The following is a 24,605-nucleotide window of genomic DNA, read 5'->3' as shown; positions in this document are numbered from 1 at the left end:
GTGGTCTTACGCTTGCCGTCGGGGCGCTCGCTTGCCCAAGTCTCGGCCAACCTTCGATTTTAGCTCGAGCAGATCGGTGAAGGTGTCGGCCTGTCGGCGCAACTCGTCGGCAATCATCGGCGGTTGACTCGATCTCGTTGAAACCACGGTCACCCGTACTCCACGGCGCTGTTCAGCCGCAACAAGGGGACGAAAAGCGCCGTCACCGGAGAATAGCACAATCTGGTCGACGTGCTCGGCAGTTTCCATAGCGTCAATTGCGAGTTCGATGTTCGTGTTCAGCTTTGGCCTGAATCGACCGTTCACACCGACAAATTCTTTCGCCGCCTTGGCAACGACTATATAGCCGTTCCATCCGAGCCAGTCGATCCACGAGCGCGCCGGGGAAGACTTCGGATTCTCGATCGTTGCTATGTAGTAGAATGCGCGCAACAGCGGTCCGCGGGACCGGAACTCCTCCAGCAGTAGTGTGTAGTCGATGTCGAAGCCAAGATTTTTGGCGGTTGATTGGAGATTGGGTCCATCAATGAATAGGGCAATTCTGTTTGACTTGGTTCGCACCATTTTGTTCGACTCTCCCAGCTGACTTAACCGAAAGGGTGGGCAGGTCGATGAATGAGTCTGGCAACAGTGTGCCCCAAAGGAGCCGGCGTTACGAGAACGGCGCGGAAGAGATCCCTTTCTGGATATTGCTTAAGTCCTCTTGGCAATATTTGGAAATGTTTTGGCGTATTCGCCATAGGCGCGAAAATCGCGCTGTAACGGCAAATTAGCTTGGGAAGCCAAAAAGCCTAGGAATAGGACGTCGTCCGAAAAGTGTCGAGGTGTCGGAAAGTAAATTGACACTGGTAGCGGAGTCGCGAAGATGGAAAACGAACACTTAAGCTAGAAATGGGAGCACTTTACCGACACGCACCTACTAAGTTAGGCGGTAAGTGCCGGAATCCGCCTGGCGTCTGTTTGGCGTTCAATGTATCGCGGAAATCTGATTTCCTGTCGCAGTCCACCGGCGATCCTGTTCGTTAGGATAATCTCACCATCGTGCCGCCCGACAATTTCCTTGGCGATAGCAAGGCCGAGGCCCGCGCCTGGAATCGGTTGCTGTCGCGCCGGATCAATACGAAAGAAAGGCTCGAAGACCTGGTCGATGACCGCGGCTGGAATGCCTGGCCCGCAATCCTCGATTACGACGATCGCTCGCTGCGGCTGCGCTTCGATCAAAACTGCGCAACTGTTGCCGTGGGTCGCAGCGTTGGTGATGAGGTTTCTGAGTACACGAGTGATGGCGAGAGGTGCAGCTCGTATCAGTACCGGGCTGGAGGCGAGAAGTTCGATGCTAAGGCCGGCTGCAGTCAATTCGTCGATGACGGTTCCAACGAGACTATCGAGGCGTACCGACTCGCCGCGTTTTCCTTCTACTTCTTCATAAACCAGTTGGATCGAGCTGTCCGCAATCCGGCGCAGTTCGTCCAAGTCACGAAGCCATGCGTTCTGCTCGTGGTCTGGCAGGAATTCGGCACGAAGCCGCATCCGAGTGATAGGCGTTCTCAGGTCGTGACCTGCCGCCGCAACCAATCGCATGCGGCTTTCCATCGCGACCTTCAGGCTCGCGGTGAGGCGGTTTAGCGCGCGTGCCGTGGCTTTCACTTCGGCAGGTCCGATTTCGGGGAGGACGATCATCTGTCCGTTTTGCGAAATCGTACTCGCCACTTTCTCCAGCAGCGCGAGCGGGCGGGCCACCCTGTGCGCGATGGCGAGCGCAATCGCGACAGCTCCGGCGCTGATGAGGCTTATCCAGCTGGCCAGCGCGAACCATGGCCCGATCGAGCGCGGTTCGTCGAGCACAGGGATGGCGAACCAGCCGCGCCCCGGCAATTCGACGGATACGACCGCCAGATCGCCGCCGTGGGGTTTGGTTACGGTGAGCCGATTCTGTGCGCCGGCCTCGCGAAGGGCTCTCTGGAGCATACGCGTGGAGAATTCGCGAGGTGCGCCATCGGTCGGCGCACTGTCGAGTGCCATCGGAAGCGAACCGCTGGGCTCATGGTTCTCGAAAAGCCGAAGCAGCGTTGTGATTTGCATCGCCGTTGCTTCGGCGAATTTATCCGGTCCTCGCGGACCGAGGATAAGGATGCTGGCCGAGGTCGCAAGCCCGACGACTGCTACGATGGAGATTACGAGCAAGAGCGCAATCCGTATCCTCAGAGTGTTCACGATTAAACTCCGAGGATCTCGACCGGTGCGCTGAACTGATAGCCACCATTGCGTACGGTCTTGATTACGTCATCGCTGCCGTTGTCTCGCAGTTTTCGGCGGATGCGGCTCATGAGGACGTCGATCGAGCGGTCGAACGGGTCCGAATTCCGCCCACCCGTAAGGTCGAGCAACTGTTCCCGAGACAATAGCCTTCCGGGACGAGAGATCAGTGCGTGTAGCAGGTCGAACTCGGCGCCGGTGAGATCGACCTCTTCCTGCCTGCCGTTGACGATCCGACGTCGGACGGTCTCGATTTCGAAGCCGGCAAATCGGTATGTCTTGTTCTGCTTCGGGGAGGCCGCAACTTCTTGTTGCCGCCGCAACACGGCCCGGATACGCGCAACCAATTCCCGCGGATTGAATGGCTTTCCGAGATAATCGTCCGCTCCGAACTCGAGACCTATGATGCGATCAATGTCCTCTGTCCGCGCAGTGAGGAGAATTATCGGGAGTGTCGAATTTTGCGCGCGCAAGTCGCGGCAAATGTCTAGCCCGGAGCCGTCGGGGAGCATCACGTCCAGAACCGCAAGGGAGATAGTGCTTGAAGCGATTGCCTTCCTGAAACTTTTCAGATCTGAAGCGAGGGAGACACGGAAGTCCTGACTTGCAAGATACTTTCCGAGCAGATTGCGAATTTCCAGATCGTCGTCGACCACAAGAATGTGCGGCTCTCGTTTAGGAGTCATGAGACATCAACCGTGGCTTTGGGTCTGATTGCGATAGCGAAGTTTGCAGAGGTTCACTCGGCAGCTAAACCCAACGATGAGGCCAATGCATGATGCAGAAAGGGCTAATGCATGGCCTGGAAACACTGGGAAACAAAGTCAGGTATTCCGTGGAAGCGCGGCCCTCACAGCTGGAATCAAGCACGGCAGGCACGGACACGCTGCGGCGAAAACCTGCCGGCTAACGAGGTCTAGAACGGTGGAAATGGAGGTGGTGCATCGAAGGACGCTCGCTGATCAGGCGTCAGTTGCCCGAGAAGATGCTCCAGCGGCGCCTTGAGAGCTCGCAGAAAATCCAGTCGAGCGGATAGCTGCCGCTCGAGAAAATCGGACCGTTCGACAATGCCCGGGCTTCCGACGTAGTGGTTGGGCAAGGTGCCGCATATGGCGCGCATGTTTTGAGTGAAAGCATCCACCGCGTCTTCGACGGCCTTCCAGGCCGGCTTCTGGTCGTCGGTAAGCAGAAGCTTGCTTTTTCTGTAGCCGTAGGCGCCCATCTGCCAGTTGATAGCCTCAAGGCAGGCCGTTCGAGGACCAAACTTGGACGGCATTCCTTCAGCAGGTCCCGGTCCCGGGCCCGCTGAAGGCGGACCGAGGTGATCAATCATTCCGAAAGGTGGACCGTCTGGAAAGTCCGGCTGGTTGAAGAATTGGGCCGTCCAGAGCTTTCCGCTCTTACGTGATGGCCCCGACGATTGGCCTGAAAGTGCCAACGAGGCCTTTCCAACGTCGGCCGCAGCAACATCAGCATCCGACGCTTTCCGGATGGTTATCGGATCGTCCTGAACTCGAAGGAGATCATTCGGGATCGGCGTTGCTGCGACGACCTGGAAAACGATAAGCGAGGCAATTACGCCGCCGACCAATTGTGTTCCCAAGCACGCGTAATTTCTCGTCTTTGCTTGCTTCAGCATGCCGCTTCTCCTGCTGTCAAGTGACGAGCCTGAAGCAAATACGTTGCTGCTTTTTGTCCGCTTTGTTGAAATTTGAGAATGGGGTTATTTGTCGAGGCTGTAATGTCATGCTGTGGGCGAAGCTCGCGCTGGACCCGATCAGTACAAGGGAAACACCTGCTGAATTCCACCAAAGTCCGAAGCCGGATTCAATGGCTGCCGATCAATTGGGCGGTCCCGGTTCTCGCGCCCGAACGAATATCCCGGCGGAAATGCATAATCGGAAAATTTGCGGTCTCCTGGCAGGACTTCGGTGCCTGCATCCAGCCACGATCGCGTCGTAACATAAACGCGGGTATGCGGTCCCGCCTGATAGGATCTGTTTGGTCCATTGGGGCCATAGTAGAAGGCGCTATTACGGTCATCGAATTTTTTCTTGGGTGCCGCATGGACTGGAAGCGGTTCGACCATGAATGCTGCGACAGCAAGGAACGTCACGATCCCTGTCGTCGAAATGAACTTCATTTTCATCGCGGGTTTCCTGGCGAAAGTGCCGCTTTCAGCGAGCAGCGTCGCGGCCACATGCTTCGCAGGTCCATTGGAAGTAAAGTGCTTAACTGTTGCCGAGTATTTCCGAGAATGTGCGAGCCGACTGCACGGTGCGACATCGGCTGAACCGCAGTTGAAGAACCGGTTTGCAGATGCGAACGCTATCTTCTCGCACGTCGATCTCTGAGGAAGTCAATCGACGGATTGTGGAATTAGCGACGTTAGAAGCCGAGCCGCCAAGGCATTGCCTGAGTCCCGCTCTGTATCCAGGACAGGGATGGCGAACAACAAAACGAGCGCTTCGGAAACCTCATTTCCGATCCAGCAACATTTCAGAATAGTCGGAAATAATTCGGAGATTTCTCAGCCACATCTGAGCCCTACGGTCCTTCATCGGATCGACGAGGAACAGACTACATGAAGCTGGGGGTATCTATGCGGGGAGGCGCGCTCGCCGCCCCGATCGTGTTTTCCGTGTCGGTTGCCACCACGTTGGCGGCCGTTCTTGTGTCTTGGCCGGCCTTCTCTCAGGCCCAGGTTTCAATTGCCGTCGAGGGAAACCGGCGCGTCGAGGCCGAGACCATCCGCTCCTATTTCAAGCCGCGTCCGGACGGGCGTCTGAACCAGGCGGAAATCGACGACGGCCTGAAGGCGCTGGTCGAGACCGGCCTGTTCCAGGATGTGAAAATCAACCAAGCGGGTAGCCGGTTCGTAGTGACCGTGGTCGAGAACCCGGTGATCGGTCGCATTGCCTTCGAGGGTAATAAGAAGGTCAAAGACGACCAGCTTTCGGCGGAAATACAGTCCAAGCCGCGCGGCACGCTGTCGCGTCCGATGGTGCAATCCGACGCCCAGCGTATCGCCGAAATCTATCGGCGGTCGGGGCGGTATGACGTGCGCGTTAATCCTGAAGTCATCGAGCAGCCCAACAACCGTGTCAATCTGATATTCACCATCACCGAAGGTTCGAAAACCGGCGTCAAGTCGATCGAATTCATCGGTAACAACGCATACTCGTCCTATAGGCTGCGAGACGTCATCAAGACCCGTGAATCGAATTTGTTGAGCTTTCTCGGCGGTAACGACCTCTACGATCCCGACCGCATCGAAGCCGACCGCGACCTGATTCGCCGGTTTTATCTGAAAAACGGCTATGCCGATGTGCACGTGGTGGCGGCATTAACCGAATACGATCCCGAGAAGAAGGGGTTTCTCATTACTTTCAAGATCGAGGAAGGCCAGCAGTATCGCGTTGCCTCAGTCGAGTTCCAGTCCGGCATCGCTACGCTTGATGGAAATTCTCTGCGTAAATTATCGCGCATCAATGTCGGTTCACTCTACAACGCCGAAGCACTGGAAAAGTCTGTCGAGGAGATGCAGATCGAGACCTCCCGCCGAGGCTATGCGTTTGCCATGGTTCGCCCTCGCGGCGATCGCAATTTTGAGACCAACACCGTGTCAATCGTCTTCACGGTGCAGGAGGGACCGCGGAACTATGTCGAACGCATCGATATCCGCGGCAATCACCGCACCCGCGACTATGTCATACGCCGCGAGTTCGATTTGACCGAGGGCGATGCCTACAACCGCGCGCTGGTTGATCGCGCGGAACGGCGGTTGAATAATCTGGATTTCTTCAAGTCCGTAAAGATTACGGCGGAGCCCGGATCATCGAGCGACAGGGTCATCCTCGTCGTCAATCTGGAAGAGAAGTCGACCGGAGACTTCTCGGTCTCGGGCGGGTATTCGACGAGCGACGGTGCATTGGCCGAAGTCAGCATTTCCGAGCGAAACTTCCTTGGCCGCGGCTTGTATGCGAAGGCCGCGGTGACATACGGTCAGTATTCGAGGGGACTTACGCTCTCGTATGTCGAGCCGTATCTGCTGGATTATCGCGTCGCACTGGGATTGGATGCTTTCTATAAGGAGCAGCTCGCGACCAGCACCACTACTTACGGGACCAAGACTATCGGCTTTTCACCGAGGTTGGGTTTTACTCTGCGCGAAGATCTTTCGTTGCAGCTTCGGTATTCGATCTATCAGCAACAGATCACGCTGACGGACGCTTACAACAACTGCAACAACAACACGTCAAATTCACTGCTCGCCTTCAATCCGACGCCTGCATATATCAGTAGCGTGTTAGGCGGCGTCGATCCGACCAATTCCAGTTCTTCTTCTTATTATGGATACGGCTGCTATTCGGATGGTGAGTCCGCGCTGCCGGTTCGAAAAGAACTGGGCAATGGCGCCGTTTGGACGTCCGCCATCGGATACAACCTGGCCTACAACACGCTTGATAACAACAAGAACCCGACCGACGGCTTGCTGATCGATTTCAAACAGGATTATGCAGGGGTCGGGGGCGATGTTAAATATCTCAAGACGTCCATCGACGCGAAGTATTATACTCCTTTGGTAGCCAACATTGTCGGTCTCATTCGCGGTCAGGCCGGAATCCTGAATAGCTTCGGTGGAGATGGTGTTCGAATGCTCGACCATTTCCAAATGGGTCCGAACCTGGTTAGAGGTTTTGCATCTAACGGCATAGGTGCTCGAGACCTCACTTATTACAATCTGGGGGCGACCGGCGACGCCTTGGGCGGCACCAAGTATTGGGGTGCTTCGGCTGAATTGCAGATGCCATTCTGGTTCTTACCAAAGGAAGTTGGACTCAAGGGATCGATCTACGCAGACGCTGGCTCGCTCTGGGACTACAAAGGTCCGACATCGTGGGCCGCAACGGGCGAAGTCAATTCGCCGGCCTGCCCAAGATGCGGCCTGCAATATGACGACGGCAATCAAATACGCTCCTCGGTCGGCGTCGGCTTGATTTGGGCTTCGCCGTTCGGTCCACTTCGGTTCGACTACGCGGTTCCGCTGACCAAAGGAAAGTACGACATCGTCCAGCAGTTCAAGTTCGGCGGCGGGACGTCTTTCTAGACCATTTATTGAAGTCCAGTTCTCGGGCCTCGCGTGCGAGGGATCGACCGACGGTCAAGCTTTGGTGAGAATGCTCCAAGCGACGCCGTCGGCGAACGAAGCTATCCAGCGCAGTTTCATGAACCGTCGATCCGCGGCACGCCACCATTGGGCCGAATTCTGCCATGCGGATCTCGTGATAGGCGGATTCAGACGAAGCAGGAGCTTCATCGGCCGGCATTACCGCGATAGAGCCACAACTGGATCGAGAAGTGACGCGTTCCTGGCCGGTAGATATCCGAATACGATGCCGATTATTGTCGAGAAAGCGAACGCGGCAACGATGGAGCTTGCGGAATACACCAGATGAAAGGCGGGGGTGAGCGCGTTGAAGATGGCGCCAAACCCCAACGCCGCAAGAATTCCGATCGTGCCGCCAATCAGGCACACCAGAACCGCTTCAATCAGGAACTGTTGCAGGATGTCGCTACGGCGAGCGCCGACCGCCATGCGCAGCCCGATCTCACCGATCCGTTCGGAAACTGAGACAAGCATGATGTTCATCACTCCGAGACCGCCGACGATCAGCGAGATAACGGCAATGGCAGCGACCAGCAGGGTCAGCACCTGGGCGGTACTCGTGATCGTCCGGCGAATGTCGTCCGTGTTGAGAATAAAGAAGTCCTTGGCTCCGTGGCGCTGTGTGAGGAAATCGACGGCAGCAAGTTCGGCGGCGCCGCTCGCGGTTTCGTTGGCAACGCGCAGCGAGATGCTTCGCAGCGAAGAATCGCCGAGGAACCGCGCTTGGACCGTCGTATAGGGTAGATAGACAGCCGGGTTAGCATTCGAACCGAAGCCGCTCTGTTGCTGACGTATGATCCCAACGATGCGGCAAGGCACATTACCGACTAGAATGGTCTGGCCGAGGGGGCTGCCTCCGTAATCCGGGAAGAGCGCCTTGCGCGTGTTGTCGTCGATGACGATGTCCTGGGACAGGCTGCGAACACTGCCGGCATCAAAGAACAATCCCGCGGCAAGCTTGGTGCCCTTCACGTCAAAATACTGCTCGCTGACGCCGTTCACCAGCGCGCTCGCTTCCACAGAGCCGTAGCGGAGCGTCCGGTTTGTCGAAACGGTTGGGGTTACCGCGGCGACATAGGGTTGCTGGGCGAGCGCTCGCGCATCCGCAAGCACCAGGGTTTTGATCTTGCCAGAACGAACGTCGCCGAAATCCTTGCCGGGGAAGATTTCCAGTGTGTTGGTGCCAAGATTGCTGATACTGGAGAGGACTTGGCGACGCGATCCTTCGCCGAGCGCTACCACGCACACCACCGAAACAACGCCGATGATGATCCCGAGCATGGTGAGGGCGGTTCGCAGTCGATGAGCTTTCATGGACGCTAGTGCCATACGTAACGCCTCGCCGAGCCGACCGATCTGCGTCCGCCACCGCGCTGGGGGCGGACCTGCTTCTACGGCGAGGTTGCGCGCGGCCGGCGCAAGGCGGGCTCGTTCCGTCCGCCGGTCGGAGACGATGGCCCCATCATGGAGTTCGATGATGCGTTCCGCGTGGCGGGCCACCGTCATATCGTGTGTGACGATGATGACTGTTCGTCCCTCGGCGTGCAGCTCGTCGAGAATGCGCAACACCTCTTCGCCGGCGGTGCTGTCCAGCGCGCCGGTCGGCTCATCTGCAAGAAGGACTCTGGCACCATTGATGAGCGCTCGAGCAATGGAGACGCGCTGTTGTTGTCCACCCGAAAGCTGACCCGGCCTGTGGCTGATCCGGTCGGTCATGCCAAGCCGCGCAAGCAGGGTACCAGCTCTCGCGCCCCGATCGCTCGGTGACAGTCCGGCATAGATAGCCGGCATCTCGACGTTGGCGAGTGCGTTCAGTTCCGATAACAGGTTATAGCGCTGGAAAATGAAGCCGAAGTGCTCGCGCCGCAGCGTAGCCAACTCATCAATGTCCAGCGCGGCCGTTTCCCTTCCTGAAATGCAGTAGCTTCCGGTGGTTGGTCGATCAATGCAGCCAAGTATGTTCATCAGCGTCGATTTGCCGGAGCCCGATGCTCCTACAATGGCGACCATTTCACCGGCTTCGATAGTGAGACCGACTTCCCGCAGTGCAACGACGGTGGCATCGCCAGCGACGAAATGCCGGCAAAGATTCTCAAGGACGATGAGAGGGGCCATTGCTAGAGTTCCCCGGGCGGCGAAGGAATCGCAGCCGCCTCGGACGCACCACGGCTCCTTTCTCCGATCACGACGTGCTCACCCTCCTTTAGGCCGGCCTTCACTTCGACCGTGATCTTGTTGTTAAGGCCGATTTTAATCGTGCGGGTCGTGATCCTGCCATCCGACCCGGCGATGCGCACCGTACTGCTTTCATCCGGCCCGGCGTTGCCGAGTGCGGCGGCCGGGATGGTTAGAACCTTGCGTGCTTCGGCGAGAATGATATGGACCTCCGCGGTCATGTAGGTTCGCAGTTTCCTGTCCGTGTTCGGGATAGTGAATATGCCGTTGTAGTAGACAGCGGATGTGGACGATGACGAGGAACTGCTGTTGGCGGTCGTCGCGGTGGTTGCACTGAAACTGCTGTCATTGCGGATGGATTCCGGCGCCGGCTCTATGGAACCCAGTCTTGCGTAGTGGCGATGTTTCCGATCGCCGAGGACCGTGAAATAGACCGGCTGACCCGGATGGACCTTGACGACGTCCGCCTCGGAGATCTCCGCGCGCACCATCATGGTGTCGAGCTGACCAAGAATAACGATGGTGGGCGCCGACTGAACGGCATTCACCGTCTGACCTTCCTGAGTCACGCTTAAGAGTACGGTGCCGTCGATAGGAGCCGTGATGCGAGTGTAGCCTAGATTGATGCGCGCGGTCTCGATACCGACCTCTGCCTGCACAATCTGGGCGTCGAGCTGCGCCAGCTGCGCGCGTGTTGTCTTCACGGTCGCTTCGGCGGAGTCATATTCGGCGCGCGACGACGCCTTCTGCGCCCAGGTAAGTTGCTGGCGAGCGAGAGTAGCCTCGGCCAAGACAAGGGCCGCCTCCTTCTCGAGACGCTGGGCGCGGGTGTAAGCCAGCGTCGCTTCCGCCGTCCGCAACGAATTCTGCTGCGTCAGGGAATCAATCTCCGCGATCAGATCTCCGGCCCTTACCGTCTGTCCGAGAGATACTTTCAAGGATGTGACGCGACCGGAAACCTGTGCGCCGACGGCGACGAGCTTGACAGGTTTCAGCGTGCCGCTGGCCAGCACTGATTCTTCGATGTCACCGATCGTCGCCGGAGCCGTAATCATGGTCGCGGTCTGCTCTGAAACGAGCATGATCTTGACCAGCCAAAGGAGCAAACCCACCGCGACAAGCGCGAGGATGACGACAGCGAAACGTCTCAAGATGTGCCTGCGCTCGGTCGCTACGTTTGTCGGCATCTATGGAATGTGATTTTCGCGGGGTAAAGTGAAGTGCCTGAAGTTCGGAGTGCTACTGCGAAACTGGAATGTGCGGTCCTGTATTGACGTCATTCACGTCCGGCCGCGAACTCTCGATCGCGCCGTCCCAGCCACCGCCGAGCGCCTTGGAAAGCGCGATGTAATCGGTTGCAATGGCGATGCGGCTCTGCAGGAGCGAATCTTCCGCCGTGTAAAGCGAGCGTTCGGCATCGAGCACGTCGAGAAAACTCGACGAGCCGGTCTCGTAAAGCGAGCGAGATAGGCGCGCCGCCTCGCGGTAACGCTGAGCGGCCTTTGAAAGGCTCTGGATCCTGATGCGTTCCTGCGCCAGCGAGACGATGGAGTTTTCCACGTCCTCGAGTGCAGAAAGCACAGCCGAGCGCCAAGCGATGTAGTATTGGTCGCGCTGGGCCTCCGCGATTTCGACGCCAGCACGCAGCTTACCGCCGTTGAAGATTGGAACGCTGACCGTCGGCCCGAATGACCATCCGATAGATGAATTCTCGCCGAGATCGCCGGTCTTGAGGCCGGTCGTCGACACCGAGCCGGTGAGGGTGACGCTTGGATAGAGCGCGGCCTCCGCCTGGCCGATTTTGGCCGTATACTGTGCCAATTGCCGCTCGGCCCGACGCACGTCGGGCCGCATGACAAGAACGTCGGCCGGAATACCCGTCGGCAACGGAAGGCGGGGAGCCGGAATAGGCGCCCCGCGGCGAAGTGGCTGAGTCAATGCCGTCGGATCCCGGCCGAGCAGCACGCCGAGCCGGTGAACAGCTTCCGAATAGGATGTTTCGTAAGTAGGTATGTTTGCTTCCGTGGTTGCAGCTTGAGCCGAAGCCTTGGCTACATCGACTGCGGAAGAAGAACCGGCATCGAATTTCTTCTGTGTCAGCGCCGCGGTCTCGCGCTGCGAGGACGCAGTGCGGCGCGCGAGCGCGATACGCGCCTGATAGCCGCGGGCTTCGGTGTAATAGGCCGCTACGTCTCCGACCAAGGTCAGCAACGTAGCGCGCAAATCGTCCTCTGCCGCATCGACTCCATAAGTCGCGGCCTCGACGGCGCGACGATTGCCGCCGAACAGATCAAGCTCCCAACTGGCATCAAAGCCGGCCTGGAACTGATTATAGGTACCTGTCCCGCCGCCGCCTGCCGAGACCGCGCTGGCCTGATTTCGGGTAGCCGAGCCGGAACCCTCGACTTGTGGGAACAAGGCACCGACCGCTTGCCGACGCGTTGCTCGTGCCTCGCGAATTCGTCCTTTTGCGCGCGCCACGTCGAGATTGCCGTCCACGGCTTGCTCGATGAGTGCGTTCAGTACCGGATCCTTCAGACGACGCCACCAATGGGACAGATTTGCGGCCGGCGGCGTCTTGGTAGCCTTTGCGTTCGACCAACGCGTCGGAAGCTCAATGGAGGGGGATCCGAAGTCGGGGCCCACAGCGCATCCGGTCAACAGCTGGATTGAAAGCAACAGGATGAATATTCGGCAAGCGTTGCCGCGAGAACTCGCCCCGAATTTCTGACCCGCCCGGGCGGCCGTGATTGCTCCGCGTTCGGAATAACCTGTTGATAATCGCCGGGTCATGGCTGGATCGTCTCCGGCGTCGGATCGGTTTCTCGCGGTGCATTGCGTTTTACGTGGCCGCCTTTGAATACTCTGCGCACGACGACGAAGAGGAGCGGCGCGAAGAGTATTCCAAGCGCGGTGCTTGCGATCATGCCGCCCATGACGCCGATGCCGATCGAATTCTGCGCGCCCGAGCCCGCTCCGGATGCGAAGGCAAGCGGCATTACACCCAGGATGAAGGCAAGGGACGTCATGAGAATCGGGCGAAGGCGCTGGCGAGCTGCTTCGAGGGTCGCCTCGACCAGGTCGATGCCCAACTCCTGCCGCACAAGCGCGAATTCGATGATCAGGATGGCATTCTTTGCCGCGAGGCCAATCGTCGTCAGCAAGCCGACCTTGAAATAGACGTCATTGGCCTGACCGAACATGATCGCCGCCAGAAGTGCGCCAAAAATTCCGATCGGAACCGAAAGCATGACCGCGAACGGGATCGACCAGCTTTCATACAGGGCAGCGAGACACAAGAATACCACGAGCGCCGAGATCACATAGAGCGAAGCAGCTTGATTGTTCGACAGTTGCTCTTGCGCGGAAAGACCGGTCCATTGATTGGCGTAGCCGGAGGGCAGCTGCTTCACGAGGTTGCCGATCGCCTCCATGGCAGCACCTGAACTGATCCCGGCAGCAGCTTCTCCCTTGATCTCGACCGCCGCGGAGCCGTTGTATCGTTCGAGCCGCGGAGATCCGAATGTCCAGCGGCCGGATGCAAAGGCCGAGAATGGCACCATGGTATTCGACGAATTTCGCACGTACCACCGGCCCAGGTCATCTGGCTGCATCCGGAAATCCCGGTCCGATTGCAGGTAGACTTTTTTTGACGCGGCCGCGGTCGATGAAATCGTTGACATAGCTGCTGCCCCAGGCCGTCGAAAGCGTCGTGTTGATATCCGAGAGGCTTACGCCAAGCGCGCTGGCCTTTTCCTGATCGATGTCGATCGAGAACTGCGGCTCGTCTTCCTGGCCATTCGGACGGGCATTGGCGATAGACTTATTCTGTGCCGACAGTTGCAGGAGTCGGTCGCGCGTCTGCATCAGTTCGGCGTGTCCGGCGCCGTTGACATCCTGCAGGTAGAAGTCGAAACCGCTGGAGTTGCCCATGCCCTGGATGGCCGGCGGAGCAAGCGCGAACGCCAGTCCGTCTTTGACGCCGCGAAATGCCATCATGGCACGTCCGGCGACGGCTTGCGCGGACAACACCGCCGATCTCCGTTCAGCCAACGGTCTCAACCGGACGAAGGCGATCCCGACGTTCTGCCCTTGGCCGCCGAAGCCGAAGCCGGCCGTGGTGAACACGCCTTCGACGGCATTCTTCTCCTGCGTGAGGTAGTGCTCCTTGACTTCCTCCAGGACGCGCAGCGTCCTGTCCTGCGTCGCGCCCACCGGAAGCTGCACGCTGGTCATCAGAATGCCCTGATCTTCCTGGGGAAGGAATGAACCCGGCAGGCGCATGAACATCACGCCGATCGCGACGACGATGGCCACGAAAACGAGCAGGAAATGTCCGGATCGTCGTATGGCTCCCTTCGTGACGTTACGATAGGCATGCGTTCCCGAATCGAATACGCGGTTGAACCAGCCAAACGCCCCGGTTCGCGTCGCCTGGTCCCCGGGAGGGCGCAGGACGGTCGCGCACAACGCAGGCGTCAGCACGAGCGCGACCAGCACCGACAGGATCATTGCCGAGACGATCGTGACCGAGAACTGTCGATAGATGATACCCACGGAGCCGCCAAAGAATGCCATCGGCACGAACACGGCGGACAGCACCGTCGCGATGCCGATGAGCGCGCCCGTGATCTCATCCATGGACTTCCGCGTCGCATCCCTTGGAGAAAGTCCTTCCTCCCGCATAACGCGCTCGACGTTCTCGACTACGACGATCGCGTCGTCGACCAGAAGCCCGATTGCCAGCACCATGGCGAACATGGTGAGCGCGTTGATGGAATAGCCGAAGACGGCAAGCACGCCGAACGTGCCAAGCAGCACGACAGGAACCGCCAGAGTTGGGATGAGGGTGGCTCGTATACTCTGCAAGAAGACAAACATAACAATGAAGACGAGAATGATGGCCTCGATCAGCGTCTTTACCACTTCTTCGATCGATAGTTCCACGAAAGGCGTGGTATCATAGGGGTAGACCACTTCGACGCCTTGCGGAAACGTGGAGGACACACGCGCGATGGCGGCCTTGACGGCTTGCGCGGTACTGATGGCGTTTGCGCCCGTCGCCAGATTGACAGCGAGTCCCGCGGCCGGCTTTCCATTATACGCTGCGCTGGTGGTATAGCTTTCGGCGCCGAGTTCGACACTGGCGACGTCGTTCAGCCGCACCAGCGAACCATCGGTGGCGCTCTTGAGGATGATGTTGCGGAATTGCTCGGTCGTCTGGAGGCGACTGCGCGCGGTCACGGTCGCGTTGAGCTGCTGTCCCTTGCGCGCTGGCAAGCCGCCAAGCTGGCCGGCAGAAACTTGCGTGTTTTGCGCTTCGATCGCGGAAGCGACTTCGCTCGGCATCAGCCCGTACTTGGCAAGCTTGTCCGGGTCGATCCAGATGCGCATTGCGTAACCGGATCCGAATAGTTGGGTGTCGCCCACGCCTTCCACGCGCTTGAGCGTATCGTTCAGCGTGCTGTTGACGAAGTCGGCGAGATCGATTGAGGAAAGCTTGCTGTCGGACGAGACGAATCCGATCACCATTAGGAAGCCGGTCGACGACTTCGTGACGGAAACGCCGGAATTCTGTACGGTCTGCGGCAGCAGCGAAGTGACGAGTTGGAGCTTATTCTGTACCTGGATCTGCGCCGTATCCGGGTTCGCTGCGCTGGTGAAGGTAAGCGTAATTTGCGACGAGCCGGTCGATGTGGAAGTCGAGGTCATGTAGTCGAGATTGTCGATACCGGTCATGCCCTGTTCGATGACCTTGGTCACCGAATTTTCGACAGTCTGGGCATCGGCGCCCGCGTAGGTCGCGCTGACGCGCACCGTGGTCGGCGCGATCTGCGGGTATTGCGAGATCGATAGCGTTCTGAGAGAGAGTAGACCGCCCAGCATGACGACGATAGCGAGCACCCAAGCAAATACCGGGCGATCGATGAAGAAACGAGACATCGGCTAGTTCCCGACTACCGGGTTGGAATCCGGCTCCCGGTCGCCTCCAGCCGACTGCTGCATCCTGGATTGTGAGGGTCCCTGCTTTCGACGGCGAACTTCGCCTGTCGTCTCGTCGATCGTGACTTCGACGGCGCCGACCTCCTGGCCTGGCCGCACCAACTGCATGCCCTGAACGATGACGCGATCGCCGCTTCGAATGCCGCCGTCGACAAGCCAGTTGTTTCCCACGCTTCTGCCGACTGACAAAACGCGCAGCTCCACCTTGCCGTCGGGCGCGACAAGCATCGCCGTGGGCTCCCCCTTCGTGTTCCGCGTGACGGCACGCTGCGGTACCAGGAAGCTGCTTTCGGCGACGCCTTGCTCTATAACGGCCCGCACGTACATGCCGGGAAGGAGCAGCCGATCGGGATTGGGAAATTGCGCTCGCAAGGCGAATGTGCCGGTCGTCTCGCTGACGTAGGACTCGACGACGGAAAGCTTGCCGGTGTGCGAGTAGACGGCGCCGTTTTCGAGCTTCAGCTTGACGTTTACATCCGGACCGCTGAACTTGATGCGCCCCTCACTGACAGCTTGCCGCCAGTTGAGCAGATTCGTGCTGGATTCGGTCACGTCGACATTGATCGGATCGAGCGTGCGAATGGTGGCCAAGGCCGTGGTTTGACTTGCCGTCACAAGTGCACCGGGCGTGAGCGAGGACTTGTCAATCCGGCCCCCGATCGGTGCGGTGATCTTGGTATAGGCGAGATTGATGCGGGCGGTTTCGACGTTGGCCTCGGCCGAAGCCACGTCGGCCTTGGCCTGCGCAAGCGCCGCACGGGCATCATCGAAGTCCTGTTTGCTCACCGCGTTCTGCTTGACCAGTCCTTGATATCGTTCGACCTTGGCTTCGGCACTCGGCACGGCTGCCTCGGCTTTCTGATGCGCCGCCACGGCGCTGTCGTATGACGCGCGATAGCTCGCCAGATCAATCTGGTAGAGTGGATCGCCCTTCTTTACCTCGCTCCCTTCCTCGAACACGCGGGCTTGAACGATGCCGTTCACTTGCGGGCGCACCTCCGCTGTCAACGATGCCGCGGTGCGGCCCGGTAGTTCGGTTGTTATCGCCACAGATCGAGGATGAAGCGCGACGACGCCCACCTCGGGCCTGGGAAATGCACCGGGGGGCCGTTGCTGCCCCTCACAAGCTGTCAACAGCAGGAGCGAGACGACGCACGACGTCGTCCGGCCAAACGGGTGACATCGAAGAACAAGGTATAAGGGCCTCTGTTTTCGCTCGTTCACGCAAGTTCCTAATTGCGGTACTTATAAGTACTGATATTAACTGTCGGAGCGGGAGTCAATAGGATCGGTCGGCCCCGAGGCCTCCGGAATGAGGGCGAAAGGAACGCAAGATGAGTCCACCGAACATGTTGCGTCGAAAGCGCGGACGTCCAAAGGTAGTAACCGACGAGGCGCAACGTGCACTTGTGGTCGAAGGCGCCAGGATACTGTTCCTGAAGCGAGGTTACGGTCGCACCACCACCGACGATGTTGCCGAGCGCTGCCGGATTTCAAAGCAAACGCTGTACCGGCTGTTTCCGAGCAAGCAAGATCTGTTCGCAGCCGTCATTGATGTTCATCGACAGAGCATGCTTGCGCTCCCGGGCAACTACGAGGGCATGACGCTCGACGAAGCGCTGCAAAAGATTTTCAGGCTCGATATCGACGCCCGTGCAGACCGGGAACGTATGGCACTGTTGCGCATGGTGATGCTGGAAGCTCCGCAATTTCCCGAACTTTTCAACATCATGCGGCACCAAGGAGCACAGCGATCGCACGCGGAACTTGCCAGATGGCTGTCCGATTTGCGGGAGCGAGGAGCGATCGAGACCGACGATACCTCCAGTATCGCGCGCATTCTGATGGATATGATCTTTGCTCCTCCAATCCTCGAGACCGAAAGCGCTGAGAGCGGAAGCTCCGACCGGCATCAGGCCCATATCCGAAGGTGTATCCAAGTCTTCTTGAGAGGCGTAACACCGCGGTGACGAGGCTGGCTCTCTGCGAGAAGCCCCCGCAATCGGCGGCGAAAGCCGATGGGGCCGCTTCAACAGCTCACCGACATCCTGCGTGCCGGCGGCCAGCACGTCCCGGATCGCGACCGTGACCAGACCGAGGCCATCGCCGGCGCCCTTCATCACCAGATGCGCTTTCGGTGGCTGGTGTCGGCTGAACCGTCGCCCCGATTGCAGAGGCGTCGCAAACGGTGCGAGCGAGTGATCGTTATCGCGACTGTCGCCCTGCCGAAGAATGGTAGTGCCGGCGCGGGGCTTAACGTCTGCTGTCTGCCAATAGGTATCGGGCAGCCAAGCCGTCTCCAACTGTCGCTGTGCATTGGTCATCGTCCATGCATGATCGAGCAGGAGCGACTCCGGCAGGTTGGGATGACTGCAGGTGAGACGTTGCCAGATATCGAGCAATGCCTGTGCGCGCTCGGTCTGGTGAAAGAATAGCACACCGGTGGTCATCGCACCGTTGGACCGTCGATGCATGGCTATGTCGCATCCAAGTGCCTGCGGGAGTAACGGATGACCCGCGAGTCGTGCATGCGGACTGATCCAGAACACCGGCCGACGTGCGCGGGTCCACTGCTCTATGATAAAGTCGACTTTGGACGGCGCCTCCATGATGCAATCCGACTGCAGTGGGGCCTGCATGACAACGTGGTCGAGGCCGAACTGCCGGAAGTCACCGACAAGGCGTTTGGCTTGATCGGCACAGTCGCTCGCTTCGTAAGACGAAATAAACAGCGTGTCCTGTTTGCGATAGAGACCCGTCGGCACCGCAAGTGGCTTGAGGCCACCCCACCACAAATGATGCGGCGCTTCGTCGCCCTGCGTGCCGAGCGTGCCATGAGCATGAAATCTGGACTTAACAAGGTCGAAGGCCGGGTCTTCGCCGAAAGGTAGAATTACAATCGAATTTTCGTGCAGTGATTCGATCAGCCTCTCGACGCGCGTCGCATGCGTCGCCTCGAGTACCACTACTGCAATGGAAGGAAGCGAAACCGTGCTCACCCCGCGCCAGCGAATGACTCCATGATAGCGATTGGTCACCTCGCGCAAGCGCGCCAGCTGCGTCGGCAATCGCGGCGCGCGCGTATGCTGTCTAAGGGCCCCTTCCAAGGTGCTGTTCATCGTTGCCGGGCCACCCATTGGACAATCCGATCATGCGGGTGACGCAATGTTTCGAGGCAAATTGAGGCGTATCTATTGACGACGTGTGGTCGAACGGCGTCCGTGCCGTTTCAAAATATTTCAGGTGGACGCCATTTGTTTCTGTTGGAATTGCTCGTTGCGATCGCGCGTGCATTGCGCGCCATTAACGTTCAGAAACAAAAATGGCAATGCATCCCCGATGAGAGGTCGATTGCGGACCGTTTCGCGTTTTATCGCGACTAAATCACTTATTCTCAGATTGCGAGTCGGCAAGAGTTTTCGAGCGAGACCTGAACCGGCACTATCCACCGACGATATCGCTGCAACGTCTCTGCTCGACACGATCGAACTTCGTCGATGCATTCCTTTGCAGCGTGCGCAAACTCCGTTGGGACTTTGGGCGCAATTGGAGAGCCGCGTCACGTTCAGTCACACAAGGCAACACTCGGACAATCATCGATCATTGTTTGGTCTATGTGGGGTATGAGAAGACCTTGACGGTGTGTTTCCTCCACTGCAGAGTTCAATGGATCCGAAGAGTCGCCTTCTCGCGTTGAGCTTCTGTGTCGGGAGCGAAAGCAGATTGCAAACAGGAGGCAGGCTGTGGCTGGCCGAAGCCGAAGAGTGGGTTAATGGCGAACGACATGCGTCGGCGCAGGGCGAGGTTGTTCAAGTGCGACCAAGGTCAGGTTGTCGTGAGTAGATCAGAGGCATACAGCAGACGCCCTTAGATTGTCCTGAAGTTTCGAACTTTGCGAAAGGCCATGTCGATGTTGTTGTTCAACGCAGTTTTCAGGCGTCCGCGTCCACTCTCTGTGCTGCTGATTATACTAAGTGTTGCACCGGTTTCGGCGCAAACGTTGGAAAATGTAGCCGGGTCATGGTCGGGCAGCGGAACGATGAAGCCGTCCGATGGGCCTCGAGAGCGCGTTCGCTGTAAAGCCGACTATATCGTGAGAAACACAGGGCTTTCCGTCAAGATGACTGTGCGCTGCGCGAGCGATGCTTACAAAATGGAACTAAGCGCTAATATTGATCAGCAGGGAACCAATCTTTCGGGTAACTGGTTTGAAAGTCAGTATCGACAAGGCGGCAAGGTTTCAGGCCGAAATCTCGATGGTCTTATCGAGGCCAAGGTAGAGAGTGAAACGATCACGGCTCTCCTGACGGTTCAGACAAACGGCGCACGACAGACGTTCAGTATGGAGTCCCCCGGCGCATGGGTTTCGCAAGTCACGATCAATCTTGTTCGCGATCCGAAGTGAGAGAGATCGTACGCTCGCTGCCATGAACAGCTCTCGTGGCAGACTCACAAAACACGCCGCCTAACCGTCGTAATGTGCATGCCATCCGAAGCATGCCAATCTGGGTCGTGCACTCATCAACCCCATGGCGTGACGCACCGAAGCTGATGTTCGCTTTGGCTCTAAAGCTACACGATTGCTGCGCTGGACGAGTGCGCGACGATATCTGGAATCTGCGTGTCAGATAGCGGGTGAAGGTCGAGATCCTCTGCATCTGACGGCATGGAGAATCGACGGCCCGGTACGCTGGAATGATTGGGAATCGCTGCGTACCGGGCCTTGCCGAATTCCGGGGGTGTAAGTCATTCGGCATCCAAATCTATATCGCGGCATTGTTTCTCGAGTATTTCCGCATACGCATTTCAGTGGTTTCCTGTCGCGGGAGATTAACAAGCGGAGTCCTCGGACTGCAGGCCGCGTCAATCAGCGCAGATAGCTCGCCAGGTTCAGGCTCTGGACCTTTGCGATGGCGGCGTAGGATGCTGTCAGTTGGGCTTGATAGGTCGCCAGCTTGGCTGTCACCGCAGCAACATCGACACTGGTGAGGTCGCTTCCCAGCGTCTGTACGTATGACAGGTATTCGGTCTGATAGGCACTGGCCGTCTCGATCGACGCCGAAGCATTCGAGATGCGCGTTTGAACGAGGCCGAGCTCGTCGACCGCGTCGACCGCCAGATCCAGCGCTTCGTTCAGGGTGTCAGTGGAAAGTGGCGAGTTACTCGCCACGAGGTTCATCGCGCGCATGAGTTTTTCGAACGCGGGGCTGTCCGCCGACACGCCATAGGACACGGTCCGACTATCGGATACGCGCACCGAGGCTAGCTGGCTATCGCCCTGGTAGTAGCTGGTATCGGCTGAAGACGGCGAGATAGCTGCAGCGTAACTCGTGCTCGAAACGTCCACCGGCGCTGCCCTGGTCTCCGAGCCGCCGAAAACGTAACTACCATTGTACTGCGTGTTGAGAACGGAGGCAGTCTGTTCGAGCATGTTCCTGGCTGATTCAGTGACGCTGGCTGCGTCGGTGCTGCTGGAGGCACTCGTTGCGCTGGTAAGTAGCGCGCGGAACTGGGTTGCCAGCTCGGCGATCGAATTCACCGCCGAATACATCACCTGGATCTCGCTATTGGTGAGCGTGGCCGCATCGATATAGCTCTGCGACCGCGTCGCCGAGACCTGCAGATTGAGAACCTGCTGCGTTGTGGATCCAAGTCCGCCGAAGTCCGACGAAACCAGACCGGAAGCTTCCTGGATCTGTTGGTTGGCCATAGTGCTCTGCGTACGCAAAGCAGATGCGATCATCTGATCGCTGATCCCGAATGTGGCCACGCGCATCTGCATCGCTTGGATTCCTGTCAGCCAACGCTCTGTACGGCGCTCAATAGCGACGAGAACATCTCGTTAATGGCCTGAATCAACTGCGACGCGGCCGAATATTGGTTCTGCAAGGTGCTGATCTTGGCGGTCTCTTCGTCCAGATTGACGCCGGATTGCGACGACATCGCGCTGGCGAAGGTCGATTGGACCGTGGTTTTCGAAGTGTAGGTAGTGGCAGCCGAGGTCGCCTTTGAGGCGACGTTCGAGATGATCTCGGCTGCATAATCCGCGAACGAGCCTGTGGACGACCCCAGTCCGCCCGATGCGCTGAAAGTGCGAGAATCCGTAAGCGTTGCGTAGATGGCATCGACCACGTCGGTGGAGCCCGCCGTCAGTACCTTGCCGCCTGTCGTCAAGGTTGCCGAAGAATCGAGGGTGGAGACCGGCAGTAGCCCGGAATTGGCCAGGATGTCGCTGCGTACGGCAAAATTCGATGCGCCTGTCCCGGTGACGAGATCGTTCAGGCCGAGATAATCCGAGAGGCCGGTGCCGTCGGCGCCTACCGAACTTGTCATTTCGTTGATCGCGATGCCGTTGCTGCTGCTGGAGCTCGTGATCACGACCTTGCCGCTGGCATTGATCGAGGCGCTCAGGCCGGAGATGCCGTTGATCGCACTGACGAGATCGCCGATCGTCGAATAATTCGAGAGGTCCAGATCACCATAGGATACGAGGCTGCCGGACTGGTCGACTACGGCGATACGCACCGTTCCCGTTGCATTTAGGGCCGTCGAGGAACTGACGGTCGTTGTGCCCGTCAGAGTCGACGGCGGCGGCAGCGACGTACCCTGATTGCTGGCGGCATTCAGGCCGTCTGTCAGCTCGTTGGCGAGCTGATCGAGCTGGGATTGTGCGGCGGGCAACACGGTGTCGCGCAAATTGATCAGAGCGTCGATCTCGCCGGATGTAATCTGCGAGGTGACATCGACGCCATTGACCGAGATGCCGCTCAACCCGGATGACGAATTGGGATCGTAGGCCGCAGTTGCGGTAACTGACGACGCCGCGGTGAAGCTGAGCAGGTGAGGAGCGCTACTGTCGACTAACGTCTGACCGGATGCTGTGTAAACCTGCATGTCTCCGGTAGACGAAATGAAGTAGCTGACGTTCATCCTGGTCGCGACGCTCTGCAGGGCGACGTTGCGTTGATCCTCAAGGTCGCCAGTCGGCTGGCGGGCGGCGGCCGCCTGCTTGATCTGGGCGTTGAGACTGGCAATGGTCTTCAGATTGTCATTCACCTGATCAACATCGGAAGAAATCGCCGCATCGGCCGTGCTGCGCAGTTCTTGAATGCCGTTCGAGGTTTCGCGCAACTGGGATGCCAGATCGTCGAGCGCAGTGACGACGCTGGATTGAAGAGACGCGCTGCTTGTGGTCGCGGCCAGTGACGACACGGCCGCCTCCAGGGAGGCGAGCGTGTTGGCAATCGAAGTGCCGGTATCGTCCGCTCCCGCCGTGCTTCCATAAAGTGCCTGCAGGCGGTCGAGATAGTTGTCGTCGATATCTGCGGCGCCAAGCTCCGATTCTGCCGTTATCAATGACCTGAACAGCAGCTTGTCGACATTGCTGGTGATGCCTGTGATGGCCACCCCGGTCCCGGCGCCACCGCTCGTTGTCGAAACCTGATTGGCCGTCTTGACCGTATAGCCGGTGGTGTCGGCGTTTGAGACGTTTGAAGACGCAACGCTGATCTGAACCTGGCTTGCCATCAGGCTGCTGACAGCAATGCTGCGTGCTATATCGAGCGACACCGTGACCTCGCGACTCTGGGTTGATCAGATCTGCACATTGCGCGCGTAGGACGCCATCTGGCCTTTGACGCGCCCGTTCGATCCGTAAGGGGAGTTATCGGAGATCTGCTCGCGGATCGCGGCCATCACGGCGTCGATGCGGCGCTGACTAGCCTCGATGGCGGCACGCAGCCGGGTGATGTTCTCATCCATCGTCATGCGCAACTGTTTGGCGCGCTTTCTTCCAAACTCGATCAACCGTTCTCGATTGAGCGCGGGCAGTTTCACACTGCCGAGCTCAGTCTTGAGCGACGCCATCACGGCAGCTTTTGACCGGCGAGGGGCTTTCCAACTTCGCGCATGTCCTCGTCGTGCAGGTCGATCAGGTCGCCAAATGTGCGAACGTTCCGGACCAGGCGTGGCTTGGACGATTCGTTGCGGTCGATATTGCGCTCCATCTCGAGCGCCCATTCTTCTCCGTCCTTGCGTCGTCGGAACGTCTCGGCCACATAACGGGTCTTGCGGCGGACCTGGACGCGCCAGTTTCCAGATGCCAACTGAGTGAAGGTCGCCACGCGTGTGCACTCCGGCTTTCGTGTGCACCATGTGTGCACCGAGAGGTCAAAACGGGTACAAACGTGTGCAATTTCGTCTAGTTTGGAGTGCACACGTTCTTCTTTCATCCCATTGAGAGTGTAGGGTAAATCATTGGAATCGCAAGACTATCGCTTTTCTGTGGCACCCATGATGGATTGGAGCGAGAGGTCAAGTTTTTCAATTGCTTAGACGGCGGCGTGTGCACGACGTGTGCACCGGGAGATCAACAAAAATCTCACCAGAGCTAATGTGAGCGCGCTTGTGGCGAACGTGCAGGATCTGGATTTTCGAGAGCAGGAGGTAGAAAGTACTGACGCGCAGTTTCAGCTGTTCGACACGGAATTATCGAAAATCGTAGGTTTGACTCCCACTCTCTCCGCCACGAATTTTTTCTATCCTATTGATAATACTTGATAAAACTATCATTCTCTGCTTTCGGTCCCCAGATTGGTCCCCAGACGATGCGCGGTCTCGCTACTTTTCGATTGGCCGAACGGGTCCGCAAATAAGTTTGGTCTCATCCTCCGGCCCGCGTGATCCGCTCCGAATGATCGCGAACAGTTCGGCGTCGGTCAGCGCCTCTACGGAGACCTCGCCGCGTTCGATGGTCTGCGTACACTTGCCGTCCAGCCTGTCTCCGACCTCTTTGATTGCTTGCAGATCACCCTGTTCGGCTTTCTCAATCAGCTTCTCGGTGATCCCGCGCAGCCGATATGGATTGCCGCTCCGAAGGGCCATCCGGAGCGCATCAGCAAACGGCTTTTCCCTGTTTACGGATCCGATAGGTCTGCCCATGTTCTCCCCTTCCAAGCACTTGCTACTTGAGGCAAATTCCGGGTGGAACTATGACGTAAGC

General features: G+C 58.3%; 19 protein-coding genes and 1 pseudogene. 5 read left to right on the top strand and 15 right to left on the bottom strand.

Going from position 1 to position 24,605, the window contains the following annotated elements; genetic code table 11:
• Positions 1-6 precede the first annotated feature (6 nt).
• From HCN58_RS05655 to HCN58_RS05635, 5 genes are all read right to left on the bottom strand, one after another.
• Positions 7-564, bottom strand: coding sequence for a LabA-like NYN domain-containing protein (locus tag HCN58_RS05655; protein WP_171578358.1), 558 nt, complete (start codon positions 562-564; stop codon positions 7-9).
• Between the two features lie 360 nt (positions 565-924).
• Entirely contained in the window at positions 925-2,214 is a 1,290-nt protein-coding gene (locus tag HCN58_RS05650; protein ID WP_171578357.1) for an ATP-binding protein, read from the bottom strand.
• 2 nt (positions 2,215-2,216) lie between these two features.
• Complete coding sequence (locus HCN58_RS05645) at positions 2,217-2,942, bottom strand: response regulator (RefSeq protein ID WP_171578356.1); 726 nt, start codon at positions 2,940-2,942, stop codon at positions 2,217-2,219.
• A 230-nt stretch (positions 2,943-3,172) separates the two neighbouring features.
• Positions 3,173-3,895, bottom strand: a complete 723-nt coding sequence (locus HCN58_RS05640; RefSeq protein ID WP_171578355.1) for a Spy/CpxP family protein refolding chaperone — start codon at positions 3,893-3,895, stop codon at positions 3,173-3,175.
• Positions 3,896-4,033: 138 nt separating this feature from the next.
• Entirely contained in the window at positions 4,034-4,405 is a 372-nt protein-coding gene (locus HCN58_RS05635) for a hypothetical protein (protein WP_171578354.1), read from the bottom strand.
• 435 nt (positions 4,406-4,840) lie between these two features.
• On the opposite strand from HCN58_RS05635, the gene bamA reads away from it, so the two are divergent.
• Positions 4,841-7,366, top strand: a complete 2,526-nt coding sequence (bamA, locus tag HCN58_RS05630; protein WP_171578353.1) for an outer membrane protein assembly factor BamA — start codon at positions 4,841-4,843, stop codon at positions 7,364-7,366.
• Between the two features lie 219 nt (positions 7,367-7,585).
• Here bamA and HCN58_RS05625 read toward each other — a convergent pair whose 3' ends face one another.
• The 5 genes and pseudogenes from HCN58_RS05625 to HCN58_RS05605 all read right to left on the bottom strand — a co-directional run bounded on the left by HCN58_RS05625 (position 7,586) and on the right by HCN58_RS05605 (position 16,738).
• Positions 7,586-9,541, bottom strand: coding sequence for a MacB family efflux pump subunit (locus HCN58_RS05625; protein WP_171578352.1), 1,956 nt, complete (start codon positions 9,539-9,541; stop codon positions 7,586-7,588).
• Positions 9,542-9,543: 2 nt separating this feature from the next.
• Positions 9,544-10,788, bottom strand: a complete 1,245-nt coding sequence (locus HCN58_RS05620) for an efflux RND transporter periplasmic adaptor subunit (RefSeq protein ID WP_171578351.1) — start codon at positions 10,786-10,788, stop codon at positions 9,544-9,546.
• A 52-nt stretch (positions 10,789-10,840) separates the two neighbouring features.
• Positions 10,841-12,394 (bottom strand): efflux transporter outer membrane subunit, encoded by a 1,554-nt coding sequence (locus HCN58_RS05615; protein WP_171578350.1) that lies wholly within the window; start codon positions 12,392-12,394, stop codon positions 10,841-10,843.
• Positions 12,391-15,544: pseudogene (locus HCN58_RS05610) on the bottom strand (efflux RND transporter permease subunit). The gene HCN58_RS05615 and the pseudogene HCN58_RS05610 overlap by 4 nt, the downstream one beginning before the upstream one ends.
• Positions 15,545-15,547: 3 nt before the next feature.
• A complete protein-coding gene (locus tag HCN58_RS05605; protein ID WP_512698829.1) occupies positions 15,548-16,738 on the bottom strand; it encodes an efflux RND transporter periplasmic adaptor subunit in 1,191 nt (396 codons plus the stop codon).
• 200 nt (positions 16,739-16,938) lie between these two features.
• Here HCN58_RS05605 and HCN58_RS05600 point away from each other — a divergent pair, with 200 nt between their 5' ends.
• The 4 genes from HCN58_RS05600 (at position 16,939) to HCN58_RS05585 (ending at position 20,009) form a co-directional block, all read left to right on the top strand.
• Positions 16,939-17,574, top strand: a complete 636-nt coding sequence (locus HCN58_RS05600) for a TetR/AcrR family transcriptional regulator (protein ID WP_171578348.1) — start codon at positions 16,939-16,941, stop codon at positions 17,572-17,574.
• Between the two features lie 48 nt (positions 17,575-17,622).
• Positions 17,623-18,039 (top strand): hypothetical protein, encoded by a 417-nt coding sequence (locus tag HCN58_RS05595; protein WP_171578347.1) that lies wholly within the window; start codon positions 17,623-17,625, stop codon positions 18,037-18,039.
• 75 nt (positions 18,040-18,114) lie between these two features.
• Positions 18,115-18,495: a hypothetical protein gene (locus HCN58_RS05590; protein ID WP_171578346.1), complete on the top strand. Its 381-nt coding sequence runs from the start codon at positions 18,115-18,117 to the stop codon at positions 18,493-18,495.
• Between the two features lie 1,013 nt (positions 18,496-19,508).
• Positions 19,509-20,009 (top strand): hypothetical protein, encoded by a 501-nt coding sequence (locus HCN58_RS05585; RefSeq protein ID WP_235983399.1) that lies wholly within the window; start codon positions 19,509-19,511, stop codon positions 20,007-20,009.
• Positions 20,010-20,471: 462 nt separating this feature from the next.
• Here the strand turns inward: HCN58_RS05585 and HCN58_RS05580 are convergent, their stop codons facing one another.
• The 5 genes from HCN58_RS05580 to HCN58_RS05560 form a co-directional block, all read right to left on the bottom strand.
• Positions 20,472-21,386, bottom strand: a complete 915-nt coding sequence (locus tag HCN58_RS05580) for a flagellin (RefSeq protein ID WP_171578345.1) — start codon at positions 21,384-21,386, stop codon at positions 20,472-20,474.
• Between the two features lie 14 nt (positions 21,387-21,400).
• Complete coding sequence (gene flgK / locus HCN58_RS05575; RefSeq protein ID WP_171578344.1) at positions 21,401-23,173, bottom strand: flagellar hook-associated protein FlgK; 1,773 nt, start codon at positions 23,171-23,173, stop codon at positions 21,401-21,403.
• Positions 23,174-23,197: 24 nt separating this feature from the next.
• Positions 23,198-23,470 (bottom strand): hypothetical protein, encoded by a 273-nt coding sequence (locus HCN58_RS05570; protein ID WP_376701149.1) that lies wholly within the window; start codon positions 23,468-23,470, stop codon positions 23,198-23,200.
• Positions 23,470-23,727, bottom strand: a complete 258-nt coding sequence (locus tag HCN58_RS35575) for a hypothetical protein (RefSeq protein WP_235983397.1) — start codon at positions 23,725-23,727, stop codon at positions 23,470-23,472. The genes HCN58_RS05570 and HCN58_RS35575 overlap by 1 nt, the downstream gene beginning before the upstream one ends.
• Before the next feature lie 496 nt (positions 23,728-24,223).
• Positions 24,224-24,559, bottom strand: a complete 336-nt coding sequence (locus HCN58_RS05560) for a hypothetical protein (protein WP_171578343.1) — start codon at positions 24,557-24,559, stop codon at positions 24,224-24,226.
• Between the last annotated feature and the right edge of the window lie 46 nt (positions 24,560-24,605).

This window comes from Bradyrhizobium australiense (assembly GCF_013114825.1).
Classification (GTDB): Bacteria; Pseudomonadota; Alphaproteobacteria; order Rhizobiales; family Xanthobacteraceae; genus Bradyrhizobium; species Bradyrhizobium australiense.
Note: the sequence above shows the minus strand (reverse complement) of the source record. Positions and strands in the feature narration are given on the sequence as shown.

Coding starts and splice junctions, on each gene's coding strand:
- HCN58_RS05655 (WP_171578358.1), bottom strand. CDS start 564: ATGGTGCGAACCAAGTCAAACAGAATTGCCCTATTCATTGATGGACCC.
- HCN58_RS05645 (WP_171578356.1), bottom strand. CDS start 2,942: ATGACTCCTAAACGAGAGCCGCACATTCTTGTGGTCGACGACGATCTG.
- HCN58_RS05640 (WP_171578355.1), bottom strand. CDS start 3,895: ATGCTGAAGCAAGCAAAGACGAGAAATTACGCGTGCTTGGGAACACAA.
- HCN58_RS05635 (WP_171578354.1), bottom strand. CDS start 4,405: ATGAAAATGAAGTTCATTTCGACGACAGGGATCGTGACGTTCCTTGCT.
- bamA (WP_171578353.1), top strand. CDS start 4,841: ATGAAGCTGGGGGTATCTATGCGGGGAGGCGCGCTCGCCGCCCCGATC.
- HCN58_RS05625 (WP_171578352.1), bottom strand. CDS start 9,541: ATGGCCCCTCTCATCGTCCTTGAGAATCTTTGCCGGCATTTCGTCGCT.
- HCN58_RS05620 (WP_171578351.1), bottom strand. CDS start 10,788: ATGCCGACAAACGTAGCGACCGAGCGCAGGCACATCTTGAGACGTTTC.
- HCN58_RS05615 (WP_171578350.1), bottom strand. CDS start 12,394: ATGACCCGGCGATTATCAACAGGTTATTCCGAACGCGGAGCAATCACG.
- HCN58_RS05600 (WP_171578348.1), top strand. CDS start 16,939: ATGAGTCCACCGAACATGTTGCGTCGAAAGCGCGGACGTCCAAAGGTA.
- HCN58_RS05595 (WP_171578347.1), top strand. CDS start 17,623: ATGGGGCCGCTTCAACAGCTCACCGACATCCTGCGTGCCGGCGGCCAG.
- HCN58_RS05590 (WP_171578346.1), top strand. CDS start 18,115: ATGACCCGCGAGTCGTGCATGCGGACTGATCCAGAACACCGGCCGACG.
- HCN58_RS05585 (WP_235983399.1), top strand. CDS start 19,509: ATGTCGATGTTGTTGTTCAACGCAGTTTTCAGGCGTCCGCGTCCACTC.
- HCN58_RS05580 (WP_171578345.1), bottom strand. CDS start 21,386: ATGCAGATGCGCGTGGCCACATTCGGGATCAGCGATCAGATGATCGCA.
- HCN58_RS05570 (WP_376701149.1), bottom strand. CDS start 23,470: ATGGCGTCGCTCAAGACTGAGCTCGGCAGTGTGAAACTGCCCGCGCTC.